This is a genomic window from Dokdonia sp. R86516 (assembly GCF_044596715.1).
In the GTDB taxonomy this organism is placed as follows: domain Bacteria; phylum Bacteroidota; class Bacteroidia; order Flavobacteriales; family Flavobacteriaceae; genus Dokdonia.
The window spans coordinates 3,106,001-3,127,870 of sequence record NZ_CP138998.1; the positions used below are offsets into that span (position 1 = coordinate 3,106,001).

The window sequence follows — 21,870 nt, forward strand, 5'->3', positions numbered from 1 at the left end:
ATCGAAAGAACTATCTTTGAATCAGAATATTAAAAAGGGTATCTTTTCACTCCCAAATGAAACAGTCTAGAACTAACAAATACTTAGTAAGTGCCGTACTCCTCGGAATGATTTTCCACGGGACGGCTATGTTTTTTACTGTAGAGCGCACTTATGACGCTCTTATACACCTGTTTTTTGCAAATCACTATGCGACTAACTGGTTTGAGCCGTGGAGTTATAGCTGGTATACTGGCTTTACAGTAATGGGATACCCACCACTAGTGCATCAAACTATAGGAGCACTCTCTTATATAGGTGGTCTTAAATTTGGGATGTTTACCGTCGCCCTCACGGGAGTCGTACTATTTATTACTGGAGTGTATCGCTTTACGATGGTACTTATACCTAATAAAAAGGTCGCTGGTTATGCTGCGGTGCTAGCCGTATTTAGCTCTTCCTTTGTAGAAACGCTCCATATATTTGGGCAACTTCCTAGTATTATAGGTATCTCTGTATTAATGCATTGCCTACCGGAGATATATCTCTGGGTAAAAACTGCGCGCAAACGACACCTCTTTAAAGCACTCGCATTGCTATCGGTAACGGTTACTTCACATCACGTGACTCCTATCTTTGGTATGGTTTTCTTCATATTCCCGCTGTTAGGAATGGTGGTAATGGATGCTGCGAGAGAAAAGGTTAATAGTACAAAAGAGGTGACTGTTATCGCTTTCGCGAAAGCGGTATGGACCCACCTAAGACGCATCATCATATTTGGAGGATGTTCCTTGTTTCTTATCATCACGTGCATCTTGCCGTACTGGGTAAATACTAAAAACAATCCCATCACGCAGGTGCCTATACCGCACGGGTCTCGTGACAGCTTTCTTGAAGTACTCTCCTCTGGACTTGTGTTTTTTGTGATCCCTTGGGGACTTTTAATGTTCTTGCTTCCTTATTTCTTTTATAGATATTATAGCAAGCGCCTTCTATTTTTTGGCATCTCATTTACATTACTTTTTATTTTGGGTACTGGTGGTACGACACCTATACCGCTCGCAATGCTAGGAGAAAATGCCTTTAATATCCTTACACTAGACCGTTTTACATTATGGGCATCTATAATGGCGCTGCCAGTTTTTGGCGAATTTTGTTACCGCTTTGTAGAGGGAGATTATAAGGATTACTTGCAAGAAAAATGGGGAACGCTGGTGCATAGAGCATCTGGAGCATTTTTATCGCTACTATTTATTTTTATTGCCATTTTTACAATTACCCTAGGAAAATTTAGACCGAGCCAGCCAGATGTAATTAAGATGACGCCTATTGTAAACTTCTTAAATGAAGATGAGCATTATAAGTGGCGATACTTACCACTAGGTTTTGGAGACCAGATGGCGTGGCTCTCTGCACAAACTAAGGCAACCACGGTAGATGGAGATTACCACTCTGCTAGAAGGCTGCCAGAGCTTACCACACGAGCGGTAGAGCGTCTCGAAAACTCAAAATATAGAGGTATAGAAGGAATAGGCTCGCTACAGCAGTTTCTTACGGTACCAGAAAAGTATCATTTAAAATATGTGTTTTCTAATGATAAATTTTATGACCCACTACTCTACTTTGCTGGCTGGCACAGATTGAGCTTACTAGAAAACGGTATTATGGTTTGGGAAAAAGCAGGTATTGCTCCCTTACCTAGTGTGCTGCCTAGAGAAGATGCACCGCTAGTTTTAAAACTTATGTGGGGCATCATTCCATTCTCAACAGTAATACTCGCAATACTATTGCATCTAGGTGCCTTGTGGACGCGATCTTTTAATAGAAAAAATGAGCTTCCCTTATATTTTGCATTTGCGGCAAAATACAAGCGAGCACCCTCCCTATTATATTGGGCTTCTATTTTATGGACGATTGTTTTACTCATTATAATAACCTATGCAGGATATCTATTTTATGTAAAAAACACCACACAACTCTCTGCAAGAAATGTGGTCACGGCCTATTATGATGCTGTAGATTTTAAAGAATTTGAGCGTGCGCACTCTTATCTTGATCCAGAGAGTGATAAAAAACTCTCACAGTTTATGCTTGAGATATCGGTCTCAGATGGCCTGTTAAGTTCATATGCAAAGCTAGATAGCTTGCACATAGATATAACACCTAAGACAGACACCACTGCTCAAGGTGTCGTAGATGCCACCTGGATTACACCCCTCAAGGAGATACAAACTCAAGACGAGTTAGAACTCATTAAAAAGAAGAGCAAATGGTACATTATACCTCAAAAGGTAGATCCAGACATCCCACCAGAGCAATTACTCATACAAAGTGGTACTAGGTATTATAATCACGGTAAGCGTGCCGTCACCTCAGAGCAAACCTTTCACGAAGATGTACTTAAACAGCCCGTTGTAGAGGTACTCTCTGCGAGACTAGTACAACTAGACACAACCTATGCTATTGTAGGCGAAATACAGAATGTAGATAATATCCCTGCAGATATCTCTGTGACAGGAGCTTTGTATAATGAAGAAAATGAGGAGCTGGCAAGATTTAATGCAAAAGATGTAGTAAAGCATAAACTACTGCCTAAGGAAACAACGCTATATCGTATAAACTTTGAGGGTATTGCTTGGGCATCTGCGCTAGAAGAAAAGCCTACTACCTACGAGCCAGATACATTTACAGAGGTAGATCTTACCGATATCCCAGTAAACTTTGAGGTACAAGTAAGCGCAAACGTAGCAACAACAGATCTTTACCAAGCTGCAGACCTTTTTAATGTCACACAAAAAGACACAACCTTAAATGGTTTTCTCTTTAATACGAGTATAGAAGAAGCGACCATACCACAACTACTCATAGGTTACTATAATGAAGACAAGGAGTTGTTATGGGTAGAAAGCAGGTATATAGATGAGAGTGTGCGCCAGCAACGCAAACGCCCTTTTTCTGAAGTACTTTATACAGATGCATTACCTACAGAGGTTGCATCTGGACTAGCTACGGCCTCTGTAAATGGACTACCTAACCAGAGTATCTCTGATAAGGTGGTGCCTCAACGCAATGATGCTGGAACTAACCGTACGTTTATACTTGTAGCAGGTATGCCGTATACATATATCACCATCATCACAAATAACTATGTAGGTAATCCAAAATAATGAAGCGCCACACCCACATATCGCATTTACTTTTATATATGAGTATACTCATATGCTTCGGTATGTCTAGTTGTAAAGAAGAACCCGTTGAAGTAACATCTACGCCTATAACACTATCTATAAACAACATAGAGGATACTATAGTTACAGAAAAGGGAATCTACATTACCACGAAGGGTGACACTACTATTGCCACGGGACAGGCTTATCTCATTCTCTCTAGTACCTATGCTACGATTGTTATAGAGCCCGAAGCTATTAATAATACACCACAGTTTTATATTCCTCCTAGTTTTACAAAACGTAGTGGTGTGGTAAATTATAGCCTATATCTTAATGATAAGGTTACGCAAGAAGGAAGTTTTAGACTACTGCCCAATGCTACTCAACTAGGCACTGTAGAAACTTATCTTGGGCCACGTAGTATTGTCGCAAATGTCCGTGACTACACGATGCTAGTGAGTATCCCTACAGATACACTAGATAACACGCTGCCAGATAATACAGAGGTGGCTCTCAAGTCGCAGTTTAAATCTAAAATTACAACTACATCTCACGAGGTTACATCTGGCTTTGTGTGGAAACGTATTTATGCTCCACTTAAGACCGGCCGAGTAAGTACGGGAAGTACGATTGAAAATATTTCGTCTAAGGAGTTGGTTGCAGATGTATTTCCAGATGTTGCCCAAGATTTTACTATCACCGCAAGTAGTAATCACAACTATGCAGATGGTAATGAAATCATCACATTTAATAGTTCGCAAATACGCGATGCACACGGTAATGTAATGACAGACGGGACACTCGTTACCTTTTTTATGACAAATGCTACAGGTGCCCACTGGCAGATTACAGCGAGTACTATAAATGGGTACGCTTTCGCGAAAGCGTTACACCCGCACTTCCCTACCACTTGGAATGTACGAGCAGCAGCGACAGGCATTGCGCAGAGTAAAACCATTACTCAAGAGTTTACAGCTATCATAGACAGCATCCCAGCACCACAAATCACCGAAAGAAATCTAACCGTAGGCCCACTTACAAGCTACCTAGGCCAGCTAGTGCAAAATGGAATAGACGTTAAAATTACTATAAATAATAACACCTACAAGGGCTTAACCAAAAATGGGTCTGCCGTCTTTTATCTTAAAGAAGAAGACTATCCTGCAGGAACATATAATGTAAACATTGAGACCCTAGGACTAGAGGCTACATACAAAATCACAATTACAGATTGAAAACCAATAAAACTCTATATCGTATCTTAATTTTGGCTGGATTTATTCTCATAAATGCAGGTATCCTCTATGGTATCAGTCAAGTGATTGCTTTTTTAAACACGGGTGCAGACAGAAGTAAGATGCTTCACCTAGATGAAACAAAAGAGCGTCACTATGTACCCCAGGTGACGTGGGAGTCTATTGAGAATCCTGGTAGACCTATGGAAGAAGCAAATCTTACGAGCATAGAAGAAGATTATCTAGACGCTTGGTATGTAAAAAATAGAGCTTTTTACACAGGTGAAAATGCTGGAGTTTTTGATCATTTTACCGAGCAAGCCCGCGGAAAGGTTGAGGACTTAATCACCTTAAACAATGAGGCAAACGTATATATAGAAAGTACGACCCTCACCCATCACCTCTCGCTAGAATTTTATAGTGCAGACGGTACACTGGTTGTACTTACAGATCGCAATGTCACAGGTATAGAACGTGTTTTTAAAAATGAGCAATTTCTAGTAGAGCGCTCTTTTAATGATGATTATAAAATCATACTATTACTGGAAGATGGCTTCTGGAGAGTGCGACATTTTGAAAAAGTAGCCTCACATCCTGTAGATGATGGTGAAAAAGAGACAATCCCGCTTGATCTTGCATTGTTAGAAGGAATTAACTATTACCCACAAGGGAGCCCTTGGGATACCTTTGGTGCTACGTTTAGTAAAGATACTCTTAATGCAGATTTTAAAATTATTAATGATCTTAAGCTTAATTCTATAAGAGTCTTTGTGGGGTTTGAAGATTTTGACAAAGCGCGTGTTCCACGAGAAAAGCTTGAGAAACTCACATCACTTCTAGATGAAGCCCAAGCAGCAAATCTTAAGGTTGTCGTTACCCTTTTTGACTTTTATGGAGATTATCGCATACAAGACTGGACTATTACAAATGCTCATCTATATAGTATCGTGACACATATAAAAGACCATCCTGCTTTATTAGGATGGGATATAAAAAATGAGCCTAATCTAGATTTTGAAAGTCGCGGGCAACGTGAAGTTTTATCTTGGCTAAGTCAAACTATAGATTACCTAAAAACCTTAGACAACGAGCATCCAGTAACCATAGGCTGGTCTTCGCCAGAGGCCGCATTACATCTAGAAAATAAAGTAGACCTTGTCTCTTATCATTATTACAAATACCTCAAAGATCTAGCTGCTGCTCACAAATCAATTACAGATGTAACTAGTAAGCCTGTGGTTTTACAAGAATTTGGTCTAGCAGCATACAAGGGCTTATGGAACCCTTTTGGAGCTACCGAAGAAGATCAAGCGGCTTATTATACTGAGTTTTATAGAACCCAGAAAAGAGATAGTATACACTATCTCTCTTGGACACTTTATGATTTTAGGGATATACCGAGTGAAGTGGCTGGTAGATTACCGTGGCGAAAGAACAAACAGGCTTTTTTTGGAATTGTTAATACACTTGGGGTGAAAGACGATGCCTATTTGATCATTAAGAACCGGTAATTATGCTGCCATTAATGTGGTGTTTTTTGTTCTTCTTGATGTGCCATTAAAAACATCTATATACATTTGAGCAATACGGCTCATAGGTAATGCTGTTGCTGCTTGATAATTTGCTTTTGCTATTTCTGTTCTGTAAGCTTCGTTTGTTACCAGGTTTTGGATTCCTGTAGCTAGACTATGCAAACTCTCTGGGTTAAAAAACTCACCTCTGTATCCTTCTTCTTTTACAAGAATACCTAGATCTCCTAAGTCTGGCATTACTACTGCCTTACCATAACTTCCAGCTTGGTGTAATACTCCTGAGCTTCCCGTAGTAGATGTGTATGGAAAAACTACCATCGCACTTTCAGAAAAGATTACAGGTACATCTTCTTCCTCTACATAACCTGTAAATGTAAGATTAGGAACGTTTTTATATACTTCTTGAACTTCTGCTAGGTATCCTGGCGTGTTAGGACTATCTGTACCAGCAATTACGATCTCAAGATCACGACCAGTTTGCTCTCTTACGATTTGAACAGCTTCTATAAGTATCTCTACTTTCTTGTAGGTTCCAAATTTTCCGAAGGTCATTATTTTTAAAGGACCTGGTGCTACATCATAAGATGGCTCTTCTGGAATCTCAAAGGTACCGTGAGGGATCAGTACACAATTTTTTGCGTTATACTTCTCTTCTAGTATGTCTACATATTTACTAATGGTAAGCGCCACAGTATCTGCTTTAAGTACCACACGAGTAAGCATCTCGCCTATGAAGTTATATGCCTTTATTTTTAATTTATTACTTGTAAAACCTGCACTATCAAGATCTACAGTTTCCATTATATTGTGAAGTAATACCGTTGTTTTTACTCCCATCATTTTTGATACCCAAGGAGAAAACAATCCTAGCGCTGCAGCTACCTTCTTATCTCCAAACTTCATAAACTGTAGGTTATAAAGTACTGCATCTGGTTGTGTTGCTCTTACGGCTTTTGCGATAGAGAATACATTTTTTAAGCTGTTGAATTTCCAACATTGCTTTACGGTGATTGCACATCCATCTTCTTCAAAAGTGATATCTGCTTGGTCTGGAGTTACATCTGTAAGAAGTACCAGTTCTGTTACCTCTTGGTTTTGACGAAAGTGCTTTACTAAGTGGTATGCATATTCGTTTAAAGTTACTTTGCTCGGTGGATAGGCCGTTACGATTGCTAGTTTCATAATATATAGATTTGATGTTGTTATAGTAATTTGTGTAGTCTTATGCTGCTGCCTGGTAATAGTTGGCCTGATTATTAATTTGCGCATATAATTCGGCAACTGCTGGCTCTGGATAGCTGAAAAACTTAAGTGATTTTTCTTCTGAGATTTCGGCTTGTAAGCTTTCTAAAACTCTTACTAGTTTCTTTGCTCCTTTTTTAACCTCACATAAATTTATGATGACGTTATCTTCTACAGATAATAGTGCTTTAAAGTATCCTTTTACTTCTTGTACGTGTGTGTTTGATACTTTTCCTTTGATACAAGTTACTCCGTAAATGTTGTTTATTTCTAGTGCCATAATATTTGTTTTTAAGTAGTTATGTTTTTTTGATAGTACAAATATGGGGCTTTGTTTTCGCGAAAGCGGACGAAAAACGTTTACTCGACCGTAAGTATAGACGAATGGTATTTGACCTTCGATAAACGATTTTGCACTTTCTTACAATTACAGCTCACATAGGCTAAGTCACTATAATGCAGCTACTAAGATTAGATATCACCAGATAGAGATTTGATATAGATAAGGAGTATATAACAGAATCTTATAACCTTCCATAATAGGCTTGGGTTAGTCAAAACAAAAACCCTCTCACAAAAGCAAATGCTTATGTAAGAGGGCAACTACAATTTGGGGAAACTGTTACTTTACTTGCATCTTCCAGAAATAAAGTAATTGAGCAATGAGTAAACTTCCCATTGCAACTACTTGGGCTAAAACAACTTCAAACAATGAATCGTGGAATAATATGATTAACACTATTTGTAACACTCCAAAAATGGCAGCAATTACAATAGGTTTGTAATGATCTAAGGATAGATAGTAGTAGGCAAAAATGTTTGATAGGGCAAAAAAAGATGTTGCAAGTGCATACCAACCTAATAATGGAGCAATAGACATATACTGTTCTCCAAATAATATTTGTACTGCAAATGATGGAAACAGAAATGTAAATAACACGATACCACTAGCAAGGGCTGTGATGTACCCTACATACTTCATAAGTACAGGTACAGAGTTCTTACCTTCCTTGCGCATAGATACTACCGTAGGTAATAGTAACATCACAAACATCCAAGTTACAAAGTAGACTACGCGACCTATAAGGGCTAGAGATGCATATAATCCTGCATCATAAGATGGAAAATAGTGTTTTACTAAGAGTATATCACTGTTGTTACAAATGATCTGGGTAAGCTCATAGCACGCAGTAAGTACAAAGAAGTTCATAACTGCCTTGCTCTCTTTTGAGGTAAGGGCAGATTGCACTGCCTTTTTAGACGTTAACTTTTTAAATGGAAATACACCTGCTATAAAAGAGATTGCGATTGCTGTAGCTACCGCGACAGATGATTCTATATTGAAGAAAAGTAATAATGCAAATGTAAGCGCGAGTCTGCATACCATTTCTAATTGGTACGTGATAGATAATGCTATAAAAGATTTACGTCCTTGAAGGTTTCCTCTGTTTACGCTCATTATGAAATAAAGTGGGACTGCTATTCCAAAAATGGTAAACATTACAGAAGATTCTGTTTGAAAAAGTGTTTGCAGCGATCCTGCAAAAACTACAATTGCCGCACCTAATATGATTCCAAAGGTGGTAGCTTGTTTATAAGCTCTTTGTACAAATGCTTCTTGTTTTGACTTGTCAAACTCCGTTGTAAACTTTGCAACTGCTAGCTGAAAAGTCATTGCAACAAATGATAGTACAAGTAGCAAGGTGATAAGTATAGCAGCATCTGCAAAGGCGCCAGGGCCTAATACTCTACCCAGTCCTAAATTATAGAGGTAGTTTCCTCCGTTTACCACAAAGGCGCTGAGCATAAATATTTGCTCGGGAGAGAGTATCTTTTTGATTTTGTGTTGTATAGCGATCATAACTAATGATTAATAAGTCATTAACTGGATAACCGGCTTATCTACCTTTCTGTGTACTACACTTAATGTGTTACTAGCTTGTGTATTTCTAGCGTTGTGTACTACTCTTAATGTGTTTGAGTTATTTATTACTGTAAGTCCCATAATAGTTTGTTGTTTGTTTCTGGTACAAAGATGCGAGCAATTAAGAGGCTTTCGGTTGAAATTTCGATGAGTAGAATTTTACTGTAGACGAGTGGTCGTGTTTTATCTTTAAAGCATATTTTGTGGATGTATCGCTTTTGCGAAAGTTTAATGTGATACTATATAAGGAGTGGGTTTTGGGGTTCTGGGGTGTAGTTCTTACTAAGATGTGAAGCATTTTCTCCCAAACTTTATAAACTTCTTACTCGTACTCTCAAACATCTCCTCCCGACCTCCTCTTCAAAGAGGAGGAGTACACAAAGATAAAAGCCCCTATTCGAAGAGGGGTTGGGGAGATGTTGGCTACTAACTTCTCACTCAAACTCAAAACATCTCCTCCCAGCCTCCTCTTCGAAGAGGAGGAGTAAAAAAATAAAGCCCCCTCTTTGAACTTGCCTCCGACGAGTGAAGTATGAGCGAGAGGAAGGCATACTTGGGGAGATGTCTGTCGCAATTAAAATTATACTACATTGATTTACTTATATTTATATAAAAAATATTGCAGAGATTAATTCCATATCGAAGAGATTTGAAAGTGCGTGCTCAAGAGCTTAGAAAAAATATGACACTTGCAGAGTTAGCTCTTTGGGATAAAATTCGTCGTAAATCTTTGGGTGTAGAATTTCATAGGCAAGTTCCTCTTATTGACTATATAGTAGACTTTTATTGTCACGAGATTGGGCTGGCTATCGAAATTGATGGTAACATACACGACAATCAAGTTATGCAAGACGGAATCCGTCAAGGTCGTCTAGAAGAAAAAGGTGTGCATTTTTTGAGATTTAAAAATGAAGAGGTTTTTGAAGAAATAGATGCCGTGCTTACAGCAATAGAAGACAAAATTCTAGAGTCATTGTAGTTTGCTTAGTTGTTGCTTTTCTCACTCAAACCCAAAAACATCTCCTCCCGGCCTCCTCTTCGAAGAGGAGGAGTACACAAAGATGAAAGCCCCTCTTCGAAGAGGGGTTGGGGAGATGTTGCCAGCAATCTTCTTACTCAAACGCAAAAACATCTCCACCCAGCCTCCTCTTCAAAGAGGAGGAGTACACAATTTGAAGCCCTCTTTGAACCTGCCTCCGACGAGTGAAGTATGACTGAGAGGAAGGCACATTTCGGGAGATGTTGGCAACTAACTTCTCACTCAAACTCAAAACATCTCCTCCCAGCCTCCTCTTCAAAGAGGAGGAGTGACAACTTGAAGCCTCTTTTTGAACTTGCCTCCGACGAGTGAAGTATGAACGAGAGGAAGGCACATTTGGGGAGATGTTCGCAGCCATCTTCCTACTCAAACTCAAAACATCTCCTCCCAGCCTCCTCTTCGAAGAGGAGGAGTACACAAAGATGAAAGCCCCTCTTTGAAGAGGGGTTGGGGAGATGTTGGAGGCAAGTGACTTTAGGAACAATAAATAGAACCTTAGGGAGATATTCACAGCACACTTCCCTCAAAACTCCACTCACACTCTACGCAACCTCCACCAGTCGACGATAAGTATCGACGAATTGCAGATACATTAAGATTGAATCCTTTGTATATTGCCATAACTTGCACTTGTAAAACATACGCAATGAGACAACTAACATATATTATTCTTTTCCTACTAGGTGCCACAGCATACAGCCAAGATATGTATGCTGGTTTCACTTTATTAGAAACTGGGAAATATGAGGAAGCAAAAACATTTTTTGGAGATGTGCTTGAAGACTACCCAGATAATAAAACGGCAAGACTCTGTTACGGTCGTGCTCTAGGGTTGAGTGGTGAGAGTGGCAAAGCAAGAACACTTTTTACAAACCTAAAAGCAGACTACCCTACAGATTTTGAAGTGGGCTTAAACTATGCTGAGTCTCTTTTATGGGATAGTGATTTTGGCGCTGCAAAAGACTTTTATGAAACCCTCGTTGCCAAAGACAGTACAAGCTTCTCTGCCCTACTCGGCTATGCAAACACGCTTTCTAACCTTAAAGACTATGACGCGGCAATCGCTTATGTAAACAAGGCACTTACCGTACAACCTGGCAATGCAAATGCTGCAGTATCAAAAAAGTTTATGCGTTTAGGTAAGGCAAACCAACTCACAACTGCTTTTCAATATGATGCTGCTATACAATTGCTTAAAAGTGCTCTTGAGGATATGCCTAACGATGAGCAAATCATAAGCGCGCTTGCAAATACGTATATCGCAAAGAAGGATTATGAGAATGCAAACACGATGTATAACCAACTTTCAGATACCTTAACTTCTCAGGTAGGAAAATCATTAGTTGCTCACTTACAGAAGGACGACAAGCTCGCATTATCACTGGCGCAGGAGAGTATCGCTTTCACGAAAGCGGACACTACAAAAATCATTACCGCAAACGAGCGCTACATACAAGCACTCATCTGGAACGGAAAATATTCCACAGCAAGAACTGCCATTGCAGATCTTAAAAGCACCTTCCCGACTAATGCGCGTGTGGCTGCACTTAAGGCAAATTTAGGGATGTACACGGGGACTTTTAAAAAGAGTATCGAGGTGTATAACGGTATCCTTGAGAAGGACAGTGCCTCTTTTGACGGGAATCTTGGGATTGCAAATGCATACCGTGCACAGGGTAATCTGGATGAGGCTTACGCTTTCGCGAAAAATACCTTAACCTTCTACCCTAACCAGAAAGATGCTACTGGGTTAATGAAAACAATAGAAAGTAGCCTTGCTCCAGTGATTGAAACACGAGCTGCCTACACTTCTGACAATGGCGATAACCAAGCTTACTCTGCTGGAATGACGGCAACCCTACCATTTACAAGTAGATTTAAAACAGTGTTCTCATATAACTATAGAACTACTGAAAATATGACTACAAATACGATGGCATATAATACAGATGCATCTATAGGTGCTCATTATAGAGTGATTAATAATACATGGTTAGAAGGGACGTTAGGATTTGTAAAAGCAGACGCAAATGCAAATAACTATACAGATGTAAATGGATCTATTTTTGTAAAATCAAGACCTTTTCCGCTTCAGTTTTTAGAGGTAGGTTATAGCAGGACGTTACAAGATTTTAACGCCGCACTGCTAGATGAAAAAATCTTTATGAATAATTATTCCCTTAATTACAATATGGGAACAAACATAAATCTAGGGTGGTATACTGGTTTAATGCACACGCAGCAAACAGATGGAAACTCTCGTAACTTACTATTCACTTCTTTATATTACAACTTTACAAAAAACCCAACGCTCAAAGGTGGTATCAATTACCAGTACGTAGGTTTTAAGGATCAAGTACCTACGTTGTACTTTAGCCCGTCAAAATACCAAGCAGTTGAGTTGTTTTTAGATCTTACCGGGCAGGCAGGAAAGTGGAGCTATGCAGCAAACGCCGCAGGAGGTTTACAAGTAGTAGAAGAGGATGAGGCTACTACACTTTTTCGCGTAGAAGCCAAAGTACAATATGCGATATCAAACCGCTTCCAGATGGGTGCTTATGGTAAGTACAGTAACATTGCCTCTGCAACCGCAGCAGGATTTGAATTTATGGAAGTAGGTTTAAAATTGAGATGGCAAGTACTTGAAAAAGGAATTATAAAGATGTAATCTTTAAGGCTACCTTACTACTAGTCTAAAGTATTTAGAAACGCCCATTGGGGCGTTTTTTGTTATTATAATACACAGACAATGCTCATTCATATTGTGAGTATAATGTTCGTTTTTAGAATTATAGAACTACGATATTGGTTGTATATTTAGATCAAACAAACAAGACAGCAAATTAAAGCAACGAAGCAATTCCGATAGTTATCGGGAGCTATACTCGCTTTATGTGGTGGTCTTCTGGCAACAATATGAAAAAAACATCCGTAATTCTAATTTTGACCATTTTCAGTTTAAACTTATTGACTGCTCAACAGACAATTTCGGAAATTGAAAAGTTAGCTTCACTTGGAAAAATTTACGGGTTTCTAAAATATTATCATCCCGAGGTTGGAAAAGGAATTTATAACTGGGACGATGAATTTATCAAATATCTTCCAAAAGTTTTAAAAGCAACTGATAAGAACGACCTATCAGCAATTTACATAGACTGGATTAACAACTTGGGTAACATAGACGTTTGTAAAAAATGTAGCTCTGAAGAAAATTACTTCGATAAAAACTTTGACTTATCGTGGTTACAAAACGAAAATCTTTTTAATGATAAGCTTTCGTCAAAATTAAAATTCATTGAAAATAACAGAATTCAGAAGGAAAACTTTTATGTAGAAATACAACCTGTCGGCAACATAAAAATTACTAACGAACCACAATACAAAAATTTTGAATTTCCTAACGAAGAATATAGATTATTGGGTTTGTTTAAATATTGGAATATAATAGAATATTTTTATCCATATAAATACATGACCGACCAAAATTGGGATTCTGTTTTAAGACAAATGATACCGAAAATTAAAAACGCTAAAAATCAAAGTGACTACCAAAATAAGATTAAAGAACTTGTCGCAAAATTAGATGATACACACGCTTGGATAAGTTTCTCTGACGAAAGACCTATGTATATTCCTGCAAAGATTTCCCATATTGAAAATAAAGCGGTTGTTTCAGGTTTTTATAACGATTCCATTGCTAATCTCAACAACTTGCAATTAGGAGACATTGTTTTGAAGATTAATGATTTAGATGTTAGAACAGAAAAAGACAAAAACCTAAAGTATGTCGCTGGTTCCAATAAAAACATTAAAACTAAAAACACTTACACTAAAATTTTTAGCGGTTCAGAAAAAGAAATAAACCTAACCATAGACAGACAAGGGCAAGTTGAAAAAATCAAAGTAAACAGATACGATTTTAATGATTTTAACTATTGGGATAATTCTAAAGCAATTAAATCAAAATCGGTCACTGACGAAGTTGGCTTTATAAATATGGCAAGCGTTAAAGGCAGAGATATTGAAGATATTTTTAAATCATTTGACACTAAAAAATCAATCATAATAGATTTAAGAAATTATCCCGCCTTTATTTATAATAGATTTTCTAGATATTTAAATACAGAAAAAAAGGATTTTAGTAAAATTTATAGTCCGAACATTAATTACCCTTCAAGATTTAGCTACACAGATAATTTACGAACAAACAGTAGTAAAAAGGCATTTAAGGGAAGAATTATATTGTTAGTAAATGAAGAGTCTTTGAGTAGGTCTGAATTTACGGCTATGGCTTTTCAAACAGCTGACAATATAATTACAGTTGGAAACCAAACTGCAGGAGCTGATGGAGATGTTGTTGTGTTTGAATATTTAGGAGGTTACAGAACAGCAATATCAGGAAATGGAATTCTTTATCCTGACGGTTCGGAAACACAACGAAATGGAATTAGAATAGATGTTGAAGTTAAATCGACAATTAATGGATTAATAAATGGTCGTGATGAAGTTTTTGAAAAAGCAATCGAATTAGCCTCTGAATGAAAAACTGTTGCCAACAAAATAACTGAGTTAAAAGTTGACCTCCGCTTCCCTCAATAAATACTTCTAAAGTAATCTTTATTTTCATCATAAGGTCTTCCTACATTTATGATGGCAAAAGCTTGTTTTAGGAGCTTATTTGCGATTGAAATAAGGGCTTTTTACTTCTCGTATTCTCGTTATTATTTGTCTAAAGCACACTAATCGCTAGTAACATTGGAAAGCTGGACTCTTAATTGAAAAAACACAACGGATTTAACACTTAAAAATTGAGTGAAACTACCCTATATTTGCTTCCACTTGTCATGTTGAATTTAATAATAAATGAACCATACAATCTGACAAGAAAACAATTTATTAGGTAACATCAAAAAACGAAAATCAAAAAATGAAAAAATTTATTCTACTATTATCCGTAATTACTTTAACTCTTAACTCTTGTAGTAGTGATGACGATAATACAACTGTGCAAGCAGAAGATTCTTTTATCGGTATTTGGACTCAATCGAAATCAGTGTTTGAAGGAAATGATCAACCTTTAGATGATTGTGATAGACAAAGTTCATTTACAATTAATTTAGATGGAACTTTTACCGAATCTTCTTATTTCACTAATTCAGCTGGAATATGTGAATTGGATTTTAGTGACCCTGGAACTTGGGAGAATTTAGGTAACAACACATACAAATTAAAATACAATGCTGATGAGGATGGTGATCAATACGAAGAAAATATTACTATAACTGACAATGTCTTTGTTGTTTCTTACGACGATCCTTATTTCTATTATTTTTCAAAAAACTAAAAGACATTTTAAAATCGCCAAATCTCAACTTAAAAAGACAAGTCTCTAAAATTTGAATTTGGCGATAATGTTAACTTAGAGATTATAAATCGGATTAAAGCGTTAAAGCCAACAAACAACTAACTTAAAACACGAGCCTAGCTCAACTCTCATCAGTAAGCACTTCTAAGCTAATCTTAACCTATAATTTTCCTTATAAAGACTTCACGATTTTATGAGGATAAAGACTTTTTTTGACAGCTTGTTTATAAGTTTGGTAAGTTCTTTTTATTTCTCTTACTTGAGTTATGCTTTCGCGAAAGCGTACTAAGTAATGTAGTATTATTGCTCAGAAATACATTTTATCCCACCCCACAAAAAAAGCCACCACCGTCCCCGGTGATGGCCAAACATCAAATCAAATCAAAAAAACTACTTATTATCTCTTTATGACAAACTTGCCACTGTGTTGTTGTGAGGCACTATCTATTATTTTATAGGTGTAGATGCCTGTCTGTAGGTTTGGAGCTGTGTATACAGCTGTTAACCCTCCATTGTTTGTTGTTATATCTTGCGTGTCTACTATGCGTCCTAACATATCTACTACTGTAATTTGTACCGTTGCACTTGCTTGTGGCAATCTTATTGTAGTCTGCGATATAAATGGGTTAGGGTAATTTATTAATGCATCTGCTGCCATGATATTCTCTTCGGTTGAGAGTACTTCTGAGTTTGCAAATTGTATCTCATTAATATCCATTTCCTTAGTAACCATCGTTCCATCTTGAGATACCATCGTAAATACCACAGTTACGAGATCATTAAGTAACAATGGTGTTCCCGAAGGATTTGTAAAGTTGTCAAATAAAATATCAAAATCTTGATAGTTGTCTGTCAGTGCTATCGTTGCTTTATACTGCTCTTCCCAGATTTCTATGCTTTCCTTTACAAAAGTGATTTCTAAGTTTCCTGTTCCCTTTGCTGTCATTTGTAATGCATTAAACGTGCTTACATCTACTGCTTGAAAACGTGGTGTAAGTGCTCTATATGCCGCAACATAGCTGTTTGTTGTTGCTGTGAGTGACAAGTTGCGTTCTATAGCATAGGTGTCATCTCCGTATGTTTCTTCATTTTCTGAAATCTCATAGGTTACTACATCTGTCCCTACTTGAGATGCATCTACTCCCCATGGCCCGTCAGATAGAAATAAATCATCTGGTGTGTTTATACCATCTCCTATTCTAAATCCTATGTCAAATAAATATCCTGTGTCAATAGTAACCTCTGTGATGTAATTTTCGCCAAGTGAGATGCTCGATGTGGTTGTTACTATCTCGCTTGTTTCTGTTGCTCTTATTCCTGCATCAAATGTTACACTCTCGGTTGCATTTGTATTGATGATTTCTAGTTGTAACGCTCCGTTATTATAGTTTCCTTTTTTTACAAATACCGTAGGTGGTGTTGAGGTATTGTATGATGTTACTGGCTTCTGTACTTCTAGAAGGTTTAACACCTGCTGTCCTAATTTATGTAAATCATCTATTGAGTTTGCCCATATTTGGAAGTTGTAAAAAGTGACATCATCCTCATAACGATCAAGATTCCAGTGGCTTTCTACAATAAATTCAGTCTCATTGTTTACCATTTTCGCCGAAAGGCTTAAAACAAATTCTACACTGCCGTCTATATTTCTTATTAGAGATTTAATAAACTGCTGTCCATTAATCTCTATGGTAGACACAGAGGTAAGCTCTGCTCCTAGTAAACGATCACAGATATACTTTGTATGCTCATATACGCCATTTTCTGTTTTAAGAGCAAGTATAGATGCGGTTGAGAGTTCTCCTTTTATATAGTCTACAGCATATACTTCGGTTGCATTTGTAATACCTACCAGATCTGCAGGTGTAGATTCAACCACATAATCTTCGCTAATCTCTTCTAGAGGCACAAGATCTGCAAGCGTAAAGGCTTGAGCAGTTCTTACGGCATAGCTATCCTTCTTACCTACAAGTGGTGCAAGGTCTTTATTAAATTCATAGCTTTCCTTTGCACGATTAAAATTACGTTTGGCAATAGCGTTAGACAGTCTATTATTACTTTCTAATCCTCCTTTATTTCCTGTAGATGTTTCTGGATCAATAGTGGCACACATCCCGTATCCCGAGCATGATGGATCTTCACAATCTATAAGACCGTCACCATCATCATCAATTCCGTTATCACAAATTTCTTGTAAAACTGGTGCTGTAGGGCAACGTGCGCCATCATTACTATTACTTGATGGTCCAAAGGCAAAAAGATTTGAATCTATAACTCCTATTCCGTCAAGGTCTTGAACACTTTGTATTACATAGATAGTTCCTGTTTGGTTTGCAGATACATAAAAACGTCCCGATGCATCAAAATATACAGCTCCATAGGTATAGTTTAGTCCTGATAAAATAGGTACGATACCTAAAGGTTGCACCTGGCCATTTTCTGGATTAATTCTATATAAAATATTTGTTCCTTTTTCTACAGCATACAACTGATTATCTACTGCATTAAATGCCCAGTCATGTACACTTAAATTTTGTGATAATGATGCAGTTGCAGTAAGTTCTGTATATGTTTCTGATGCTGGATCAAGATCTACAGTGTAGTATGTGCTCCCACCAGCTTTAAAGTAATATTGTCCTGTAGCGCTTATATCACCTACATATTTATTGCCAGTAGGTAATGCATCAATAGTGATGGTAGTAGTCTCAAAGTTCTTACCTATTTTAACAATAGATTTTGCAGGGCTTGATAAGTATCCCCAGATGTAACCATCTGCAGGATTATATGCTGCTGCATTAATGTTTCCTGGTGTGATATCCTTTGCTGCTAGAAAAGAGTTTCCAGAAGCTAGATCAATTGCATACACATCATTGTATTGAAACAAATAAGCGCTATAATCACAATTAAAAGGTACATCTTGTGCGCTGGCTGTAAATGAATACAACAAGCAGCTTAGTGCGATTAATTGTCTTGTAAGAGAGTAGAAATTTGCTTTCATATTGCTTCTATTGATGTGATTATAGAAACAAAATTAGGCTGTTTATATCCTGATTTTCAATTTATTCGACCGCACTGATACTTGTATCGTTGAGTGGTAATTTACTGTAGACGAATGGAATTTGTTGTTTTATAGCAAGTTAAGACGCTTCATAAGTTCAGGTCTGTTAGAACGACTTATTGGTATTACATCTCTAGCTATCAGGACACTATTATCCTCAATATCAACTATTTTTTTAATGTTGATAATATAGGAGCGATGGATTTTTAAGAAAAGACTATCTGGTAGTTTTTCTTCTATCTTTTTAAGTGTAGAGTGTACGGTGTAATTTTTTCCTTCCGTTTTTATTAGTACGTAGTCACCTTTTGCTTCTACAAGAAAGATTTTATCAAACTCAATCTTAATGAGACGCCTGTCTATATTTACATACATCTCTTTTTCTGACTCTTCTTGCTTTGCTTCTTGTGCATCTGGAGTTGCTTTTTGCAACTTAGGAGCTTTAAAACTTTCAACCTTTTGCATTGCCTTAAGAAATCTAGGCAGGGTTATAGGCTTTACTAAGTAATCTACAATACAATCATACTCAAAAGCCTCAATCGCAAAGTCACGATCTGACGTGGTGAGAACAATCTTTGGCGGATTTTTAAGCGAATCTATAAAGTCAAAACCAGTAAAATCTGGCATGTGTATATCTAAGAAAATGAGGTCAATCTCGTTCTTATTTAAAAACTTGATTGCCTGCATCGCGTTAGGAAACTCATCAATTACATTGAGTTCATCTACCTGGCTACATAAATGCGATACGATCGTACGTGCCGCAGTTTCATCATCTACAATAATACAGTTCAACATTTAGAAATTTTATGATTTATTATGCAATTTACAGATTATAAATCTTTTATAAAATGGATTACAGCGGTTAGAATGCTTTCAAATTCTACCTTTAATGTTGTTTTTCCTTCCTTAAGCTCATCTTCATAGGCAATGGCGAGTTCATATCCTTTTTCTAGTCCTACGATTCCTAGTTTATGTTTTATCTTATGTACGTTTTCGGCCGCTTTCGCGAAAGCGGAATCCTTCATATTACCTTCGTATTCGGCAATTTCTTGAGGTAATTCTGCTTGTACCACGCCTATCAGTTTTTTTTCAAAACCTGCGTCTCCCCCTGAAAGTTCTTTGATATAATTGAGATTGGGCTTTTCCATAATTATGTAGTTTGAGGTAGTGTAAAGTAAAATGTGGTCCCGACGCCTTCTGTACTATCTAACCAAATCTTACCGTCATAAAAGTGTACAATTTTCTTTACGATTGATAACCCGATTCCCGTACTTTCAGAATCATTTTCTAGCTTTTGAAATACTTGGAAAATCTTATGAAAATAGGCTGGATTAATTCCTTTACCATTATCCTTTATTTCAAACTGGAAAACGTCATCAAGATTTCGTGCAATAACTTCTATAAGTCCTTGGGGCTTATCGATACTGCTTACAGCGTTGCCTATCAAGTTTTGAAATAACTGCTGTATTTTAAAACGGTCTGCAAGAATAGTAGGCATTTTATGTACTTTTATAGTAATATGCTCTGGTAAATGCATGAGATCTACCGTCTCTTTTACAAGTACATTTAAATCTATTTGTCGTTCTGTGCGAACTTCCTTGTCAATAGATGAGTAGTTTAAAATACCTGTAATAAGGGCGTCCATTTTTTCTAAATGATTTACAATGAGCCCTATTTGCGTTTTTCCCTCCTCGCCTATCGCGTCTCCATAATCTTCTTTAAGCCAGCTTACTAAGGCTTCAATACTGCGCAATGGTGATTTGAGGTCATGAGATACAATGTGTGCATAATCATTGAGCTCTTGGTTTTGCAATGCTAGTTCCTTTACCAGTAATTCTTGATCTCTGTTTACTAGGATGAGCTGCTCTGCCTGCTGGCTAATATATTCGGCTAGATTTGCATCGCCTATATCTATACCCTCATCTTGATCTTCTCCAAAGGGTTGCACTGCATTAATTACAGACTGTAAGCGTATCAATAACCCTTGTTGTCTTTGAGACTCTTCTCTTAGTTGTCTATTGGCTTCAAAAAGCTCGTCTGAACTTACTTTCATAGCCCTTTGGGTCATCTTAAATTGATTGTCAAAATTATCATATGATCTTCCCACGGCATCAAAAAAGACTTGCATATCCTCACGATCTTTTAAATCATCAGGAAGATATTTACGTATTTGTCTTTTTAAGAGTGGGTTCATCTATTCGCTTATTAAAGTGATAGTCATCGTTTGATTATGCAATTTACAACTACGTTCTCCGTAAAAAGGGGCAATCTCTCCGTAAGAATACATCCCTCCTATCACGACATCATCACCTATCACACTCATTACCTCCTCTACCTCTTCTTCTATACGTTGATCTAGTACTAGCTTACGTCCTATACAGCTTATGAGCAAGGCTAATTGTGGAGGATTATTTCTTCCTTCCATCGCTCGTAATGCAGCCGTTTCTGATGCCGATGCGATACTATCCATATTAGTCATCATGAGTTGTACTTTAGATTGCTCCGGTACATCTCCAGCTAAAATCATCGCATTTTTCTCTTCATCTATATTTAAAATAGTACGCACAAATGACTGGTCATTTTCTGCACTCTTCACGTTTAAAGGATAGATAAGCGCAGAGCCTGGTAATTCTTCTGCTTTGTCGCCTAGATATGTCTTGTATAAATCTAATGCTGGTTTACCATCTATCTCGTACAAGATATTTCCATCAGATTTTGTGATAAGCCTTTCTGGCCCAAAAGGGGTCCACCCACCATAAATTGAGAATGAGGCTTCAAAAGTTTCTCCATAAAAACCTATGACTACAATCTCGCCTTCCTTTGGTGCCTCATTATAAGAAGCAAGTGTTTTTTCAAAACGTGCATCATCTCCACACAGTCCGCCAGTGATTAGAACTTTAGGCAACGCCTCTTGCATCCCTTTAGTTAGAGCAGATCCATTTACAAAACTTCCTTCAGATAATACAAATATGTGCTTAAGACCTTCTTCTGTTAACTTATTTACAATTGTAGATCCTGCTTTCTCACTATCATCTCCTACCTCATGAATATTAAAAGTCTGAATCTCAAAGGAGGACTTTTCAAACTCTATTGCGGTTATTGTAATGTGGTTATCATTTACAGCGCCAGCCACAATCTCACCACTAGAAGATCCAAATACAAGATGCCCCGAAGGAAATAAGTCTCTTACTTCCTCATAAACGCCTTCTTTCTCTAGTAAAAATCGGTTCCCTAGAATAAGCACCAGCGGATTATCAAGTGCTATTGATTCACTTAAATAGTGCCATGAGCCAGACGAGTCCCGTTGTAATTGTACAGTTTTCATTGTG

The 21,870-nt window shown here is 37.4% G+C and carries 16 protein-coding genes; 7 read left to right on the plus strand and 9 right to left on the minus strand.

Annotated features, from left to right (window positions below):
• Positions 1–56: 56 nt before the first annotated feature.
• The 3 genes from SJY23_RS13905 to SJY23_RS13915 are packed head-to-tail and all read left to right on the plus strand — an operon-like array spanning position 57 to position 5,895.
• Positions 57–3,146 carry a hypothetical protein gene (locus SJY23_RS13905; RefSeq protein WP_396596808.1) on the plus strand — a complete coding sequence of 1,030 codons (3,090 nt, stop codon included), beginning with the start codon at positions 57–59 and terminating at the stop codon, positions 3,144–3,146.
• 38 nt (positions 3,147–3,184) lie between these two features.
• Positions 3,185–4,384: a hypothetical protein gene (locus SJY23_RS13910; protein WP_396596809.1), complete on the plus strand. Its 1,200-nt coding sequence runs from the start codon at positions 3,185–3,187 to the stop codon at positions 4,382–4,384.
• Positions 4,381–5,895, plus strand: coding sequence for a glycoside hydrolase family 2 TIM barrel-domain containing protein (locus SJY23_RS13915; RefSeq protein WP_396596810.1), 1,515 nt, complete (start codon positions 4,381–4,383; stop codon positions 5,893–5,895). The genes SJY23_RS13910 and SJY23_RS13915 overlap by 4 nt, the downstream gene beginning before the upstream one ends.
• Here the strand turns inward: SJY23_RS13915 and SJY23_RS13920 are convergent, their stop codons facing one another.
• From SJY23_RS13920 to SJY23_RS13935, 4 genes are all read right to left on the minus strand, one after another.
• On the minus strand, positions 5,896–7,098 hold the full coding sequence (locus SJY23_RS13920; protein WP_396596811.1) for a glycosyltransferase: 1,203 nt from the start codon (positions 7,096–7,098) through the stop codon (positions 5,896–5,898).
• A 40-nt stretch (positions 7,099–7,138) separates the two neighbouring features.
• Positions 7,139–7,438 carry a hypothetical protein gene (locus tag SJY23_RS13925; RefSeq protein ID WP_396596812.1) on the minus strand — a complete coding sequence of 100 codons (300 nt, stop codon included), beginning with the start codon at positions 7,436–7,438 and terminating at the stop codon, positions 7,139–7,141.
• A gap of 342 nt (positions 7,439–7,780) precedes the next feature.
• Positions 7,781–9,019 carry an oligosaccharide flippase family protein gene (locus SJY23_RS13930; protein ID WP_298351105.1) on the minus strand — a complete coding sequence of 413 codons (1,239 nt, stop codon included), beginning with the start codon at positions 9,017–9,019 and terminating at the stop codon, positions 7,781–7,783.
• Positions 9,020–9,028: 9 nt separating this feature from the next.
• Complete coding sequence (locus SJY23_RS13935) at positions 9,029–9,163, minus strand: hypothetical protein (RefSeq protein ID WP_262485442.1); 135 nt, start codon at positions 9,161–9,163, stop codon at positions 9,029–9,031.
• A 538-nt stretch (positions 9,164–9,701) separates the two neighbouring features.
• On the opposite strand from SJY23_RS13935, the gene SJY23_RS13940 reads away from it, so the two are divergent.
• The 4 genes from SJY23_RS13940 to SJY23_RS13955 all read left to right on the plus strand — a co-directional run bounded on the left by SJY23_RS13940 (position 9,702) and on the right by SJY23_RS13955 (position 15,465).
• A complete protein-coding gene (locus SJY23_RS13940; RefSeq protein WP_396596813.1) occupies positions 9,702–10,061 on the plus strand; it encodes an endonuclease domain-containing protein in 360 nt (119 codons plus the stop codon).
• Positions 10,062–10,767: 706 nt separating this feature from the next.
• Complete coding sequence (locus SJY23_RS13945) at positions 10,768–12,789, plus strand: tetratricopeptide repeat protein (RefSeq protein WP_396596814.1); 2,022 nt, start codon at positions 10,768–10,770, stop codon at positions 12,787–12,789.
• A gap of 248 nt (positions 12,790–13,037) precedes the next feature.
• On the plus strand, positions 13,038–14,663 hold the full coding sequence (locus SJY23_RS13950; RefSeq protein ID WP_396596815.1) for a S41 family peptidase: 1,626 nt from the start codon (positions 13,038–13,040) through the stop codon (positions 14,661–14,663).
• 385 nt (positions 14,664–15,048) lie between these two features.
• Positions 15,049–15,465 (plus strand): lipocalin family protein, encoded by a 417-nt coding sequence (locus tag SJY23_RS13955; protein ID WP_339849512.1) that lies wholly within the window; start codon positions 15,049–15,051, stop codon positions 15,463–15,465.
• Between the two features lie 418 nt (positions 15,466–15,883).
• Here the strand turns inward: SJY23_RS13955 and SJY23_RS13960 are convergent, their stop codons facing one another.
• From SJY23_RS13960 to SJY23_RS13980, 5 genes are all read right to left on the minus strand, one after another.
• Positions 15,884–18,484, minus strand: coding sequence for a DUF6923 family protein (locus SJY23_RS13960; protein ID WP_396596816.1), 2,601 nt, complete (start codon positions 18,482–18,484; stop codon positions 15,884–15,886).
• 129 nt (positions 18,485–18,613) lie between these two features.
• Positions 18,614–19,333, minus strand: a complete 720-nt coding sequence (locus SJY23_RS13965; protein WP_035338207.1) for a LytTR family DNA-binding domain-containing protein — start codon at positions 19,331–19,333, stop codon at positions 18,614–18,616.
• 38 nt (positions 19,334–19,371) lie between these two features.
• A complete protein-coding gene (locus SJY23_RS13970; protein WP_396596817.1) occupies positions 19,372–19,689 on the minus strand; it encodes an Hpt domain-containing protein in 318 nt (105 codons plus the stop codon).
• A 2-nt stretch (positions 19,690–19,691) separates the two neighbouring features.
• Positions 19,692–20,735, minus strand: coding sequence for an ATP-binding protein (locus SJY23_RS13975; protein ID WP_396596818.1), 1,044 nt, complete (start codon positions 20,733–20,735; stop codon positions 19,692–19,694).
• A complete protein-coding gene (locus SJY23_RS13980) occupies positions 20,736–21,866 on the minus strand; it encodes an FIST signal transduction protein (protein WP_035336585.1) in 1,131 nt (376 codons plus the stop codon).
• Positions 21,867–21,870 lie beyond the last annotated feature (4 nt).